Source organism: Comamonas sp. A7-5 (assembly GCF_039581385.1).
Lineage (GTDB): Bacteria > Pseudomonadota > Gammaproteobacteria > Burkholderiales > Burkholderiaceae_C > Comamonas > Comamonas thiooxydans.
Genome location: NZ_JBCPWO010000019.1, coordinates 12,126 through 26,149, shown reverse-complemented (window position 1 = coordinate 26,149; position 14,024 = coordinate 12,126). Strand labels below are relative to the sequence as shown.

11 protein-coding genes are annotated in these 14,024 nt (G+C 60.5%); all 11 read right to left on the bottom strand.

What is annotated here, in order from left to right:
- Window positions 1-61: 61 nt before the first annotated feature.
- A complete protein-coding gene (gene carB / locus AAIL67_RS22260; RefSeq protein ID WP_003067353.1) occupies window positions 62-3,313 on the bottom strand; it encodes a carbamoyl-phosphate synthase large subunit in 3,252 nt (1,083 codons plus the stop codon).
- On the bottom strand, window positions 3,306-4,478 hold the full coding sequence (carA, locus tag AAIL67_RS22255) for a glutamine-hydrolyzing carbamoyl-phosphate synthase small subunit (RefSeq protein WP_012839119.1): 1,173 nt from the start codon (window positions 4,476-4,478) through the stop codon (window positions 3,306-3,308). The genes carB and carA overlap by 8 nt, the downstream gene beginning before the upstream one ends.
- Before the next feature lie 172 nt (window positions 4,479-4,650).
- On the bottom strand, window positions 4,651-5,442 hold the full coding sequence (locus tag AAIL67_RS22250) for an RNA methyltransferase (RefSeq protein WP_034358736.1): 792 nt from the start codon (window positions 5,440-5,442) through the stop codon (window positions 4,651-4,653).
- Between the two features lie 128 nt (window positions 5,443-5,570).
- A complete protein-coding gene (rnhB, locus tag AAIL67_RS22245) occupies window positions 5,571-6,302 on the bottom strand; it encodes a ribonuclease HII (RefSeq protein ID WP_034358738.1) in 732 nt (243 codons plus the stop codon).
- Entirely contained in the window at window positions 6,265-7,461 is a 1,197-nt protein-coding gene (lpxB, locus tag AAIL67_RS22240; protein WP_012839121.1) for a lipid-A-disaccharide synthase, read from the bottom strand. Before lpxB ends, rnhB begins: the two co-directional genes overlap by 38 nt.
- Window positions 7,462-7,511: 50 nt before the next feature.
- Window positions 7,512-8,300, bottom strand: coding sequence for an acyl-ACP--UDP-N-acetylglucosamine O-acyltransferase (gene lpxA, locus AAIL67_RS22235; RefSeq protein ID WP_207384576.1), 789 nt, complete (start codon window positions 8,298-8,300; stop codon window positions 7,512-7,514).
- 15 nt (window positions 8,301-8,315) lie between these two features.
- Window positions 8,316-8,756 (bottom strand): 3-hydroxyacyl-ACP dehydratase FabZ, encoded by a 441-nt coding sequence (fabZ, locus tag AAIL67_RS22230; RefSeq protein ID WP_003053425.1) that lies wholly within the window; start codon window positions 8,754-8,756, stop codon window positions 8,316-8,318.
- The gene (gene lpxD, locus AAIL67_RS22225) at window positions 8,756-9,757 is read right to left on the bottom strand and encodes a UDP-3-O-(3-hydroxymyristoyl)glucosamine N-acyltransferase (protein WP_034358742.1); all 1,002 of its coding nucleotides are present in this window, start codon (window positions 9,755-9,757) and stop codon (window positions 8,756-8,758) included. Before lpxD ends, fabZ begins: the two co-directional genes overlap by 1 nt.
- 16 nt (window positions 9,758-9,773) lie before the next feature.
- Window positions 9,774-10,280, bottom strand: coding sequence for an OmpH family outer membrane protein (locus AAIL67_RS22220; RefSeq protein ID WP_034358744.1), 507 nt, complete (start codon window positions 10,278-10,280; stop codon window positions 9,774-9,776).
- Window positions 10,280-12,595 carry an outer membrane protein assembly factor BamA gene (gene bamA / locus AAIL67_RS22215; RefSeq protein ID WP_034379342.1) on the bottom strand — a complete coding sequence of 772 codons (2,316 nt, stop codon included), beginning with the start codon at window positions 12,593-12,595 and terminating at the stop codon, window positions 10,280-10,282. Before bamA ends, AAIL67_RS22220 begins: the two co-directional genes overlap by 1 nt.
- A gap of 43 nt (window positions 12,596-12,638) precedes the next feature.
- On the bottom strand, window positions 12,639-14,009 hold the full coding sequence (rseP, locus tag AAIL67_RS22210) for an RIP metalloprotease RseP (protein WP_343484938.1): 1,371 nt from the start codon (window positions 14,007-14,009) through the stop codon (window positions 12,639-12,641).
- Between the last annotated feature and the right edge of the window lie 15 nt (window positions 14,010-14,024).

Sequence of the window (14,024 nt, the reverse complement as noted above, 5' to 3'; positions counted from 1 at the left end):
CGTGGCACAAGTGCGGTAAAAACCCGGCAGCCCTTGCGGGCTGCTTCGGGCGTCAGGCTTTTCAGGCCTTGGTCAGCATGGCATGCAGCTCTTGCACCGAGTGCACGTCCAGATTGCCGCGCATGGCCTTCATGCCTTCCACGGCCGCTTCCGCGCCGAAGATGGTGGTGAAGGTGGTCACACGTGCCAACAGCGCGCTGGTACGGATCTGGCGCGAGTCGGCGATGGCGTTGCGACGCTCTTCCACGGTGTTGATGACCAGGGCGATCTCGCCGTTCTTGATCATGTCCACGATGTGAGGACGGCCTTCAGTCACCTTGTTGACCGCTTGCACTTCCAGGCCAGCTTCAGCAATCGCTGCAGCTGTACCGCGTGTAGCGCACAGGCTGTAGCCCATGGCAACCAGCTCCTTGGCCACGGCCACGGCACGGGTCTTGTCGTTGTTCTTCACCGACAGGAAGACCTTGCCTTCGGCAGGCAGGTGCACGCCGGCGCCCATCTGGCTCTTCACAAAGGCTTCGCCAAAGGTCTTGCCCACGCCCATGACTTCACCGGTGGACTTCATCTCGGGGCCGAGAATGGTGTCCACACCAGGGAACTTCACGAACGGGAATACGGCTTCCTTGACGCTGAAGTAAGGCGGTGTGACTTCCTTGGTGATGCCCTGCTCGGCCAGCGTGTCGCCGGCCATGCAGCGTGCAGCCACCTTGGCCAGTTGCACGCCGGTGGCCTTGGAGACGAAGGGCACGGTGCGCGAGGCACGGGGGTTCACTTCCAGCACGTAGATCACGTCCTGGCCGTCAGCCTCCTTGATGGCGAACTGCACGTTCATCAGGCCCACCACATGCAGGCCTTCGGCCATGGCTGCGGTCTGGCGCTTGATTTCAGCGACGGTTTCGGCCTTCAGGTAGTAAGGAGGCAGCGAACAGGCGGAGTCACCGGAGTGAACGCCAGCTTGCTCGATGTGCTCCATCACGCCGCCGATGTACACAGCGCCGGTCTTATCGCGCACGCAGTCCACATCGCACTCGATGGCGTTGGACAGGAAATGATCCAGCAGCACGGGAGAGTCGTTGGAGACCTTCACGGCTTCGCGCATGTAGCGCTCGAGGTCGCGCTGCTCGTGCACGATTTCCATGGCACGGCCGCCCAGCACATAGGAAGGACGCACCACCAGGGGGTAACCCAGGCCGGCAGCCTTTTCCAGGGCTTCGGCTTCGGTACGCGCAGTGGCGTTGGGAGGCTGGCGCAGACCCAGTTCGTTGAGCAGCTTCTGGAAGCGCTCGCGGTCCTCCGCGGCATCGATCATGTCGGGCGTGGTGCCGATGATCTTCACGCCTTCGCGCTCCAGGCCCAGAGCCAGCTTCAGAGGCGTCTGGCCGCCGTACTGCACGATCACGCCTTCGGGCTGCTCCACGTCCACGATTTCCAGCACATCTTCCAGCGTCAGGGGCTCGAAGTACAGGCGATCGGAAGTGTCGTAGTCGGTGGACACGGTCTCGGGGTTGCAGTTGACCATGATGGTTTCGTAACCATCTTCGCGCATGGCCATGGCGGCGTGCACGCAGCAATAGTCGAACTCGATGCCCTGGCCGATACGGTTCGGGCCACCACCCAGCACCATGATCTTCTTCTTGTCCGTGGGAGCGGCTTCGCACTCTTCGTCATACGTGGAGTACATGTATGCGGTGTTGGAAGCGAACTCGGCCGCGCAGGTGTCCACGCGCTTGAACACGGGACGCACCTTCAGCGCCTTGCGTGCTTCGCGCACGGCCTTGTCGCTGGTGTGCAGCAGCTTGGCCAGGCGGCGGTCGGAAAAGCCCTTTTGCTTGAGGGTGCGCAGAGTCTGCGCATCCAGAGCCGCCAGAGCGCCTTCGCCCTTGGCTTCGTAGAGCTTGTCCAGGTCGAGTTCGATCTTGACGATCTCCTCGATCTGCACCAGGAACCACTTGTCGATCTTGGTGATGTTGTGCACCTCGTCCAGCGACCAGCCGGCAGCGAAAGCGTCACCCACATACCAGATGCGGTCGGGACCGGGCTCGCCCAGTTCCTTTTCCAGGATTTCGCGATCCTGGGTCTTTTCGTTCATGCCGTCCACGCCCACTTCCAGGCCGCGCAGGGCCTTCTGGAAGGACTCCTGGAAGGTACGACCGATGGCCATCACTTCGCCCACGGACTTCATCTGCGTGGTCAGGCGGTTGTCGGCTGCAGGGAACTTCTCGAAGGCGAAACGCGGGATCTTGGTGACCACATAGTCGATCGAGGGCTCGAACGAAGCGGGGGTCTTGCCGCCGGTGATTTCGTTCTTGAGCTCGTCCAGCGTGAAGCCCACGGCCAGCTTGGCCGCGATCTTGGCGATGGGGAAGCCCGTGGCCTTGGAGGCCAGCGCCGAGGAACGCGAGACGCGGGGGTTCATCTCGATGACGATCATGCGACCGTCCTTGGGATTCACCGAAAACTGCACGTTGGAGCCGCCAGTGTCCACACCGATTTCGCGCAGAACGGCCAGAGATGCATTACGCATGATCTGGTATTCCTTGTCGGTCAGTGTCTGGGCCGGCGCCACGGTGATGGAGTCACCGGTGTGCACGCCCATGGGGTCCAGGTTTTCGATGGAGCAGACGATGATGCAGTTGTCAGCGGTGTCGCGCACCACTTCCATCTCGTACTCTTTCCAGCCCAGCAGGGATTCCTCGATCAGCAGTTCGTTGGTAGGCGAAGCCTCCAGACCGCGCTTGCAGATGGTTTCGAATTCCTCGGGGTTGTAGGCAATGCCGCCGCCAGTGCCGCCCAGCGTGAAGCTGGGGCGAATGACGGTGGGAAAGCCCATCTGCTTTTGCACGGCCCAGGCTTCGTCCATGGAGTGGGCGATGCCGGAGCGCGCGGAGCCCAGACCGATCTTGGTCATGGCGTCCTTGAACTTCAGACGGTCTTCGGCCTTGTCGATGGCTTCGGGCTTGGCGCCGATCAGCTCGACCTTGTATTTGTCCAGCACGCCGTTCTTCCACAGGTCCAGTGCGCAGTTCAGCGCAGTCTGGCCACCCATGGTGGGCAGGATGGCATCGGGGCGTTCCTTGGCGATGATCTTCTCGACCGTCTGCCAGGTGATGGGCTCGATGTAGGTGACGTCGGCCGTGGCCGGGTCGGTCATGATCGTGGCAGGGTTGCTGTTGATCAGGATGACCTTGTAACCCTCTTCGCGCAGCGCCTTGCAGGCCTGCACGCCGGAGTAGTCAAACTCGCAGGCCTGACCGATCACGATGGGACCGGCGCCAATGATCAGAATGCTTTTTAGGTCGTTGCGCTTAGGCATTTTTGTGTTTCTCCATCAGCGCTGTGAAGCGGTCAAACAGATAGCCGATATCGTTGGGGCCGGGCGATGCTTCGGGGTGGCCCTGGAAGCAGAAGGCAGGCACATCGGTGCGCTCCAGGCCTTGCAACGTGCCGTCGAACAGGCTGATGTGCGTGGCGCGGGCATTGGCGGGCAGCGACTCCAGCTCCACCGCAAAACCGTGGTTCTGGCTGGTGATGCTGACGTGGCCGGTGTCCAGGTCCTTGACGGGGTGGTTGGCTCCGTGATGGCTGTTTTGCATCTTGAAGGTCTTGGCACCGGAGGCCAGAGCCATGATCTGGTGGCCCAGGCAGATACCGAACACCGGCATCTTGGCTGCCATGATCTCTTGCACGGCGGCAATGGCGTAGTCGCAAGGCGCGGGGTCGCCAGGGCCGTTGGACAGGAACACGCCGTCGGGGTTCAGAGCCAACACATCCTTGGCTGGAGTCTGGGCGGGCACGACGGTCACATCGCAACCGCGCTCGGCCAGCATGCGCAGAATGTTCTTCTTCACGCCGAAGTCATAGGCCACAACCTTGAACTTGGGCGATTCGAGCTTGCCGTAGCCTTCGCCCAGCGTCCACTCGGCCTCGGTCCATGGGTAGGACTTGTCGGTGGACACGACCTTGGCCAGATCCAGACCCTTCATGCTGGGGGCAGCCTTGGCGGCGGCGATGGCCTCGTCGATCCTGGCCTGGGTGACTTCTTCACCAGCGGCCAGACCCACGATTGCACCGTTCTGCGCGCCCTGATCACGCAGCAGTCGCGTGAGCTTGCGGGTGTCGATGTTGGCGATGGCGACGGTCTTACCTTCGGTCAGGTACTCGGACAGCGTCTGGGTGCTTCGGAAGTTGCTGGCCAGCAAAGGCAGGTTCTTGATGATGAGACCTGCGGCATGGATCTTGTCAGCTTCGACGTCTTCAGGATTGACACCGTAGTTGCCGATGTGCGGATACGTGAGCGTCACGATCTGCTGGCAATAGCTGGGGTCTGTGAGGATTTCCTGGTAGCCGGTCAGCGAAGTGTTGAAAACGACTTCACCAACAGTGGTGCCTTGCGCACCAATCGAGTTGCCAATAAAGACCGTGCCGTCTGCGAGCGCCAGAATGGCGGATGGGAAATTTCCCTTGAGAGACAAAAGCACTGGGTTCTCCGGTTTTTTAATTACGGTTACGCCCAACGAAGCCCCGGCATGTGCGCTGGGACATTTGTGTCTGCAGGGAATGGCGAGGAAGCGTCGCTAGGCGTATGAAGGAATGCTTGAAAGCCGCCCATTATAGGCTCTGTCCGCTTCACCCCTTTGAAGCGCCCCGGGATTACCCTCTACGGCGTAGCATGCTTACGCTGCTCGCATGCAGGCAGATCGCTGCGGCAGCAGCCACATTGAGTGACTCCTCACCCCCGGGCTGTGCAATGCTGATGCGGTGGCTCGCCATCTCCATCAGCGCATCGCCCACACCCTGCCCTTCATGGCCCATGGCCCAGGCACAGGGCCATGGCAGGTCGGCCTCATGAATCAATGTCCCCTGATGGGAGCTGGTCACTACCAGGGGCACCTGCAGGGCTTGCACATCCTCGACCGAGGCAGCCTCGACCAGATGCAGACCGAAGTGAGCACCCATTCCAGCGCGCAGCACTTTCTGGCTCCACAGCGCGGCCGTGCCCTTGAGCGCCACGATCTGGGTGAAGCCGAAGGCCGACGCGCTGCGCAGGATGCTGCCCACATTGCCGGCATCCTGGACGCGGTCCAGCACCACGGTGGCAACGCCCGGCTGCACCTGCACACCCGCATCCCAGTCCATCACATAGCCCATGCGGGCAGGAGATTCCAGAGCGCTGATCTCGTCGAACAAGGCATCTGCCAGCACCACGACCTTGCCGGCAGCCAGCACCCACTCTTCGGGCGCCTGAGGCCAGAAAGACTGCGCAAAAACGGCAACCTTTGGTTTCAGGCCCCGCACCAGGGCCGCACGGCAAAGATGATCGCCTTCAAGCCAGACCTGCCCCTGTTTGCGATAGGCCGTGCTGTCCTGGGACAGACGGCGCAGCTCCTTGACGAAAGCGTTGTCTCGCGAATGAATGTCCGTGACCTGGGGGCGTGCAGCCATGTCGACCTCTGAGAAAAAACAAAAACCCGGCATGCAAGCACCTGGCCGAGCTTGAAACAAGAAGATAGAACCCCCGAGGCGGCCCTGCGCCGCACTCGGGAATGCAGACAATGTCGATCAGGCGCGCATCAGACGTAGAGCGATGCCTGCGACATCTGCAGGCTGGACGTCACACCCGACAGCCCGGTCTCGCACAGCACAGGCTGCGCCGTGCCGCCTGCACACACCTGGCCGGCTTGCAGCACCTGGGCCACGGGTGCAAAGGAGCGCCTGTGCTCTGCCGTCGCACCATGGGCACGCAAGGCCTGCAGATGCGCGGCCGTGCCATAGCCCTTGTGGCCAGCAAAGCCATACTGCGGATACTGGGTGTCCAGGCGTTCGCACCAGCGGTCGCGCGTGACCTTGGCCAAAATGGACGCTGCAGAAATGGCCTGCACCAGCGAGTCCCCCTTGACGATGGCCTCGGCCTGCACATCGATCTGCGGCAACTGGTTGCCATCCACCAGCACCAGCACGGGCTTGAGACGCAGGCCCATCACCGCACGACGCATGGCCAGCAACGTTGCCTTGAGGATGTTGATCTCGTCGATCTCCTGCACCGAAGCCTGAGCTATGCAAAAGCACAGCGCCTTGGCACGAATTTCGTCGTAGAGCACCTCGCGGCGGTTGGCCGTGAGCTTCTTGGAGTCGTTAAGCCCGGCAATGGGCTTCAGATCGTCCAGGATGACGGCGGCAGCCACCACCGGACCGGCCAGCGGGCCGCGCCCTGCCTCATCCACCCCGGCAACCAGCCCGGGCGGATGCCAGGGCAGGCAGCCTTGCTCAAGCAGCGGGGGTGGCAATGATTTTTTGGATCGCATGGGCAGCCAGTTCGGCGGTATCGCGGCGCAGTTCGTGATGTAGCGCGGTGAAGCGCTCAACCAGCGCTTCAATGGTGGCAGGAGAATCCTGGCTGGCTCTGAGCCAGCCCAGTGCGGCCTGGGCCAGCGCCTCGGGTGTTGCCGCATCCTGCAGCAGCTCGGGCACGACAAAATCGCCGCACAGAATATTGGGCAGCCCCACCCAGGGCTGCAGCTGTTTGCGCTTCATCAGGCGCCAGCTCCAGGGATGCATGCTGTAGCTGATGACCATGGGGCGCTTGTAGAGCGCCGCCTCCAGCGTGGCGGTGCCGCTGGCAATCAGCGTGCAGTCGCAGGCTGCCAGCACATCGTGGGACTGGCCCTTGACGATGAGACATTTGCCCTGCATGCCGGCCTCGGCAGCAATGCGCTGCACCTCTTCGTACAGCGAAGGCACGGCCGGCACCACGATCCGGGTCTGAGGCAACGCCTTCTGGACCAGCGCCGCCGCCTTGAAAAAGCCTGAGGCAATGTAGCGCACCTCGGAGCGGCGGCTGCCGGGCAGCAAGGCCAGCACCAGACCCTCTTCGGCCAGGCCCAGGCGCGCACGCGCGGCCGCTCTATCGGGGTGCAACGGAATCACCTGCGCCAGCGGATGACCGACGTAGGTAGCTTCGATGCCATGCTGGGCCAGCAGTTCGGGCTCGAACGGGAAGATGCACAGCACATGGTCGGCCGCGCGACGGATTTTCTCCACGCGATCGGCACGCCAGGCCCAGATCGACGGACAGACAAAGTGCACGGTCTTGATGCCGGCTTCACGCAAGCCGGTTTCCAGCCCCAGGTTGAAGTCGGGGGCATCCACACCGACGAAGACCGAGGGCGGATGCGCAATCAGGCGCTGACGCAGCTTTTTGCGAATACCGAGCAACTCGGCCACGCGCGCCAGCACTTCCCAGCTGTAACCGTGCACGGCGAGGCGCTCTGACTGCCACCAGGCGTCAAAGCCGCGCTCCTGCATTCTGTCGCCGCCTATGCCCATGGAGCTCGCATCGGGCCAGCGCTGACGAAGACCGTCCAGCAACAGCGAAGCCAGCAGATCGCCCGAGGCCTCGCCTGCCACCATGGCAATGCTGGGCGCTATGGAATCTGGAGCAGCTTGCGCTTGCTTATTAGTCATTTCAGAGCTATTCACGTCTCAAACTCAGATAGGGACAGCGCGAGTCGCTATCAACGTGTAATGCCGTTGCTTGCCGATGCCAGAAAGGACTGCATGAAGTCCACGTCCTGCACGGCTTCAGGCGTTGCCGACTTGATCGCATCCATGGCCGCAATGGCATGCTCCAGCGTCAGCCCCTGGCGGTACAGCAGCTTGTGCATTTCACGCACGGCGGCAATGCGTGCATCCGAGAAGCCACGACGCTTGAGACCAATCAGATTCACGCTGCGAGCGGCCAGCGGATTGCCATCCACCGTCATGAAGGGCGGCACATCCTTGTTCACATGGGCCTGAAAGCCCACCATGGCATGTGCACCTATGCGCATGCGCTGCAGCACACCGGTCAGGCCGCCAATCGTCACCCAGTCGCCGACATGCACATGGCCTGCCAGCGTGGTGTTGTTGGCCAGCGTGGTCTGGTTGCCAATGATGCAGTCATGCGCGATATGCACATAGGCCATGATCCAGTTGTCATTGCCGATGGTCGTCTCGCCGCGATCCTGCGTGGTCCCCGTGTTGAAGGTACAGAACTCGCGCACCGTGTTGCGATCGCCGATCACCAGACGCGTGGGCTCGCCCGCGTACTTCTTGTCCTGAGGCTGCGCACCCAGCGACGCGAACTGGAAGATGTGGTTGCCTTCACCAATGGTGGTCTCGCCTTCGATCACGCAATGCGCGCCCACCTTGCTGCCGGCGCCAATGCGCACCCTGGGGCCGATGACGGCATACGGCCCCACCGACACCGAGGTGTCAAGCTGGGCCGCAGGGTCCACCACGGCGGTGGGATGAATCAAGCTCACAGCCGCCATCAACGCTTATCCCACGTGACGCATGGTGCACATCAGCTGAGCTTCAGCGGCCACTTCGCCATCCACGCTGGCGACGGCGTTGAACTTCCAGATGCCGCCGCGCACGCGATCGATGGTGATCTCCAGGGCCAGTTGATCTCCCGGCACCACGGGGCGCTTGAAGCGAGCCGAGTCGATGCCCACGAAGTAGTAGATATTGTTTTCATCGGGCACCTGGCCCATGGCGTCGAAGGCCAGCAGGCCGGCAGCCTGGGCCAGAGCTTCAAGAATCAGCACGCCGGGCATGACCGGACGACCAGGGAAATGTCCGGTGAAGAACGGCTCGTTGAACGTGACGTTCTTGATCGCCTTGATGCGCGTGTTGCGCTCAAGCTCCAGCACCCGGTCCACCAGAAGAAAGGGGTAGCGGTGAGGCAGTTGCTTGAGAATTTCTTGAATATCCATCATCAATTTCCGTTGTTGCTTTGCCGGCCCTCTGCCAGCGCTTGTTCAAGCTTCTTGACCCGCTCCCGGAGCGTGTACAACTGCCTGAAGGTTGCAGCGTTCTTTTCCCATTGCTCGTTCTCTTGCAACGGAAAGATGCCTGTATAAAAACCTGCCTTGGGCAAGGAGCGAGTGACCATGGAGGTCGGCGAAATCACCGTGCCATCCGCAATCGTCAAATGCCCCAGAATATTGGCAGCTCCACCAATCTGGCAGCGCTTGCCGATACGCGCACTGCCGGCAATACCGGTATTGCCGGCAATCACCGTATGCGCACCAATGTGCACATTGTGGGCAATCTGCACCAGATTATCGATCTTGACGCCATCTTCAATGACGGTGTCATCAAGTGCCCCACGATCCACGCAGGTGTTGGCACCGATTTCCACGTCGTTGCCGATGCGCACGGCCCCCAGCTGCTCTATCTTTTCCCATTGGCCCGCCGAGGGCGCGAAGCCGAAGCCGTCGGCACCGATGACCACACCGGGATGCAGAATGCAGCGCTCGCCCAGCACACAGCCCTGGCTGATGGTGACGCGCGATTTCAGCACCGTATCGGCACCGATGACCGCACCTGCCTCCACCACACATTGCGGCCCCACATAGGCACTTTCATGCACCTGGGCCGTGGCATCCACCACCGCACTCGCATGGATGCCGCGCGGCCTGCCGCCCTGCTGATGCGCCTTCCACCACTGGGTGGCACGCGCGAAATAGGCATAAGGATCGGCCGCGACAATGCAGGCGCCACGCTGCGCCGCTTCATCACGCATCGTCGGCGCCACAATGACACAGGCCGCCTGTGAGGCGGCCAGTTGCTGGCGATAGCGGGGATTGCTTAAAAAGCTCAGATCACCGTGGCCCGCAGAGTCCAGTGGAGCGATGCGCGAGATAGGCATCTCGCGCTCGCCACCCACCAGTTCTCCTCCGAGCGCATCGAGAATCTGTCCCAATAGAACGCTCACAAAAGTATCCTTGGGATTACTTTGTGCCGTTCAGGGCCTTGATGACCTTGTCGGTGATATCGAACTTGGGGTTGATATACACGGCTTCTTGCAGGATGACGTCGTACTTTTCAGTCTCGGCCACTTGCTTGACAACCTTGTTCGCACGATCCAGCACGGTGGCCAGTTCTTCGTTCTTGCGTGCGTTCAGATCTTCCTGAAATTCACGGCGCTTGCGCTGGAATTCACGATCCTGATCCACCAGCTGACGCTGGCGCGAAGCACGCTGGCTCTCGGACATGGTGGTAGCTTCACGCTCGAACTTGTCCGAGGCGCTCTTCAAGGAATTGCCCTGATCGACCAAATCCTTTTCACGCTTAGAAAACTCCTGCTCAAGCTTGGCTTGGGCAGCCTTGGCAGCGGATGCCTCACGGAAGATACGATCCGTGTTCACAAAACCGGCCTTGAATTCCTGTGCATGCGCAGAGACGGCCATGGCGCCAAGCAGCACAGCCAAAGAAAGATGGCTAGAGAGAGATTTCATTAGAAAGATGTTCCGATTTGGAATTGCAGTTTCTGGATTCTATCGCCGGTTTCCTTACGGATTGGCTGAGCATACGCCAAACGCAGAGGACCCAGCGGCGAAATCCAACTAATACCGACACCGGTGGAAGCACGCAAGGTTCCCAGATCCATGCTTTCACCTTCCGCCCACACATTACCCACGTCCACAAAGCCGAACAGACGCAGTGTTCTGTCATTACCGGCACCTGGGAACGGGACCATGAATTCGCCATTCAAGGTCAGCTTGCGCGTACCGCCCAAGGCCAGATTGGTATTCACCGTGTCACGACGCCCCAGAGAGCCCTGCTCAAAACCACGCACCGAACCCAGGCCACCAGAGTAGAAATTCTTGAAGATGGGATAGGGATTGCCGCCCAGGCCCTTGCCCCAGCCCAGCTCGCCGTTCAGGGCAATCGTGTACTTCTTGTTCAACGGAATATATTGCTGAATCTGGTAGTTGGCCTTCGCATAGCGCATATCGCTCATGAACGAGGCTTCCAGATTCACACGCTGATAGCGACCGGCATTGGGCGCCAGTGCACTGTCGCGGTTATCACGAGACCATCCCAGAGTCAGAGGGATACCGGTCTTGGAGCAGCCTATGTTCTGGCCAGACAGACCACCGCAATACTCGTTATAGACCGCCGGCATATAGGTGCCAGGCTTGATCTCATTGCCTTCAACACCGGCACCGAAGAAGATGGTGTCCACTTCGCTGAAGGGCACACCGAAGCGCACGCTGGCACCCTTGGTGATGATCTTGTAGGCGCCATCGTCATAGTAGGGACGGATGGTGCGGTAGTACAGGTCATAGGTGCGCGAGATACCGGTATCCGTGAAGTATGGATTGGTTGTCGACACCACCATGGTGCGGTTGTACTTGCTGGTGTTGATATCCAGACCCAGGTAGTTGCCCGAGCCGAACACGTTTTCCTGCTTGATGCCGAAGGACAGCGAGACCTTTTCAGCGCTGGAAAAACCTGCGCCCAGCTGGATCGAGCCTGTGGGCTTCTCAACCACATTGATCATCAGATCGACCTGATCGGGAGAGCCGGGCACTTCCTGGGTCTCAATGTCGACCTGGGTAAAGAAGCCCAGACGATCCACACGGTCGCGCGACAGCTTGATCTTCTGGCCGTCATACCAGGAGGCTTCGAACTGACGGAACTCGCGACGAATCACTTCGTCGCGGGTCTTGTTGTTGCCGCTGACACTGATGCGACGGACGTAGGCGCGACGCGAAGGCTGTGCTTGCAACACGATGGCCACACGATTGTTGGCGCGATCGATTTCGGGCACGGCCTCCACCTTGGCGAAGGCAAAACCGAAATTGCTGTAATAGTCGGTAAAAGCCTTGACGGTCTCGGAAACCTGATCGGCGTTATAGGGCTCACCTGGCTTGATCTTGACCAGCGATTTGAACTCGTCGTCACGGTCCAGGTAGTTGCCTTCGAGCTTCACGCCAGAGACCACATACTGATTGCCTTCGTGAATATTCACGGTCAGACCGATGCTTTGCTTGTCCGGAGAGATGGCGACCTGGGTGGACTCCACACGGAACTCCAGATAGCCTCGCTGCAGATAGTAGGAGCGCAGAGACTCCAGATCGGCATTGAGCTTGTTGCGAGCGTAGCGGTCAGACTTGGTGTACCAGCTCATCCAGTTGCCCGTGTCCTGGTCGAACAGGTCCTTGAGCGTCGATTCCTTGAAGGCCTTGTTGCCCACAATGTGGATTTCGTTGATCTTGGCCGGCTCACCTTCGGAGACGGTGAAGGTCAGGTTCACTCGGTTGCGCTCGATAGGCGTCACCGTGGTCACCACTTCAGCGCCATACAGACTGCGGTTGATGTACTGGCGCTTGAGTTCTTGCTCGGCGCGATCAGCCAGTGCCTTGTCGAAAGGGCGGCCATCGGCCAGGCCCACGTCACGCATGGCCTTGAGCAAAGTGTCCTTGTCGAACTCCTTGGTGCCGGCAAAGTTCACCTCGGCAATGGTTGGGCGCTCTTCCACAACCACCACCAGCACATTGCCATTCGCTTCGAGGCGCACGTCCTTGAACAGACCCAGAGCAAACAACGAACGAATGGCAGCCGCGCCCTTTTCGTCGTTGTAGTCATCGCCCACGCGCAAAGGCATGGAGGCGAACACCGTACCGGGCTCCACTCGCTGCAAACCCTCGACGCGGATATCTTGAACTTTGAAGGGCTCCAATGCCCATGCCGCTTGCGCAGCTAAAACCATAGCAGCCAGGGCAGTTGCAGAGCGCACGCCCAAGCGATTGAAATGTTTTTTCATGAGTGGAAATCGCCGCGAATGCGGCCTACCGTAGCGGTAAAAATTAGCCCCAGAGCCGGTTGATATCGTTGAAAAAGGCGACTGACATCATCAGCAATATGACTGCGACGCCTGCACGCTGCAGTCTTTCAGCCCAGACATCAGAGACACTGCGCCCCGTCAAACCTTCCCAAAGATAATACATCAGGTGCCCACCATCCAGAACGGGCAATGGTAGCAGGTTGAGAACGCCCAGGCTGATGCTGATCAGCGCGAGGAACGACAGGTATTGCACCAGCCCCATGCTGGCGGACTTGCCTGCATAGTCTGCGATCGTCAAAGGACCGCTTATATTCTTGAGCGAGGCCTGACCGATCAGCATGCGCCCCATCATGCGCAGCGTCATGGAGGACAGCTCCCAGGTCTTGTGCACACCGGCGCTCAAGCCATCCAGAAAGCCATGGCGCACCAGCACCATCTCGGGCTGGCTGCCAATAAAGGCGTTCACACGTGCAGTTGCAGCTTGTCCATCCTTGCCAGGTACTATTTCCGGCTGCACTCGCAGGTTCAGACGCCGGCCCGCACGCTCCACCGCCCAGGCCTGCGGCTCGACTCGACCCGATGCACCCGAGGCACGAATCGCGGCACGCGCCTGAGCGCCATCCTGAACTGCCTGGCCATCGATGCTGAGCAGCACATCGCCTTTTTGCAGACCCGCCTTTTCTGCAGGGCCACCCGCAACAACCTCTTCTATGACCGGACGACTCCAGGCACCCTGCAGCCCGACCTTGTCAAAGAAAGCTGCATCCGGTTCCTTTTGTTGCAAAGAAGCGAGATCGAGTGGCACGACACGCGCCACCCCGTGCTCTTGCGCCGCCACCTCCAGCTGCAAGGTTTCACCTTCAATGGCAGCTGTCGTCACCAGCCAGCGCAAATCACCCAAGGCACGCACAGGCTGCCATTCCTTGCCACCCACAGAGGCACGCTGCACCCAGTCGCCACTTTGAATACCGGCCTGATGCAGCAACGTGCCTTCCGGAGGAGCCGCAAGCCGGGCTGCCGGCTCGTTGGCACCCACCCAGTTGACCACCGCCAGCAGCGCCACAGCCAGCACCAGATTGGCCACCGGTCCCGCAGCAACAATCGCTGCACGTGAGCGCAAGGGCTGATTGTTGAAGGCCAGATGTTTTTCCTCGGGTCTGACCTCACCCTCACGTTCGTCAAGCATGCGCACATAGCCGCCCAGAGGCAGCGCCGCAATCACATATTCGGTGCCCGACTTCTTGCCGACCCAGCGCAACAGCGGCTTGCCAAAGCCCACGGAGTAACGCAGCACCTTGACGCCACAGGCCACGGCAACGCGATAGTGGCCCCACTCATGCACCGCAATCAGAACGCCGAGCGCCACGATGAAAGCCACAACCGTCAGCAACACCTGAAACTCCTTAAT

Bases quoted from the DNA above. Each gene is read 5' to 3' on its own strand.
- carB (WP_003067353.1), bottom strand. From the start codon at position 3,313: ATGCCTAAGCGCAACGACCTAAAAAGCATTCTGATCATTGGCGCCGGT.
- AAIL67_RS22250 (WP_034358736.1), bottom strand. From the start codon at position 5,442: ATGGCTGCACGCCCCCAGGTCACGGACATTCATTCGCGAGACAACGCT.
- rnhB (WP_034358738.1), bottom strand. From the start codon at position 6,302: ATGCGATCCAAAAAATCATTGCCACCCCCGCTGCTTGAGCAAGGCTGC.
- lpxB (WP_012839121.1), bottom strand. From the start codon at position 7,461: ATGACTAATAAGCAAGCGCAAGCTGCTCCAGATTCCATAGCGCCCAGC.
- fabZ (WP_003053425.1), bottom strand. From the start codon at position 8,756: ATGATGGATATTCAAGAAATTCTCAAGCAACTGCCTCACCGCTACCCC.
- AAIL67_RS22220 (WP_034358744.1), bottom strand. From the start codon at position 10,280: ATGAAATCTCTCTCTAGCCATCTTTCTTTGGCTGTGCTGCTTGGCGCC.
- bamA (WP_034379342.1), bottom strand. From the start codon at position 12,595: ATGAAAAAACATTTCAATCGCTTGGGCGTGCGCTCTGCAACTGCCCTG.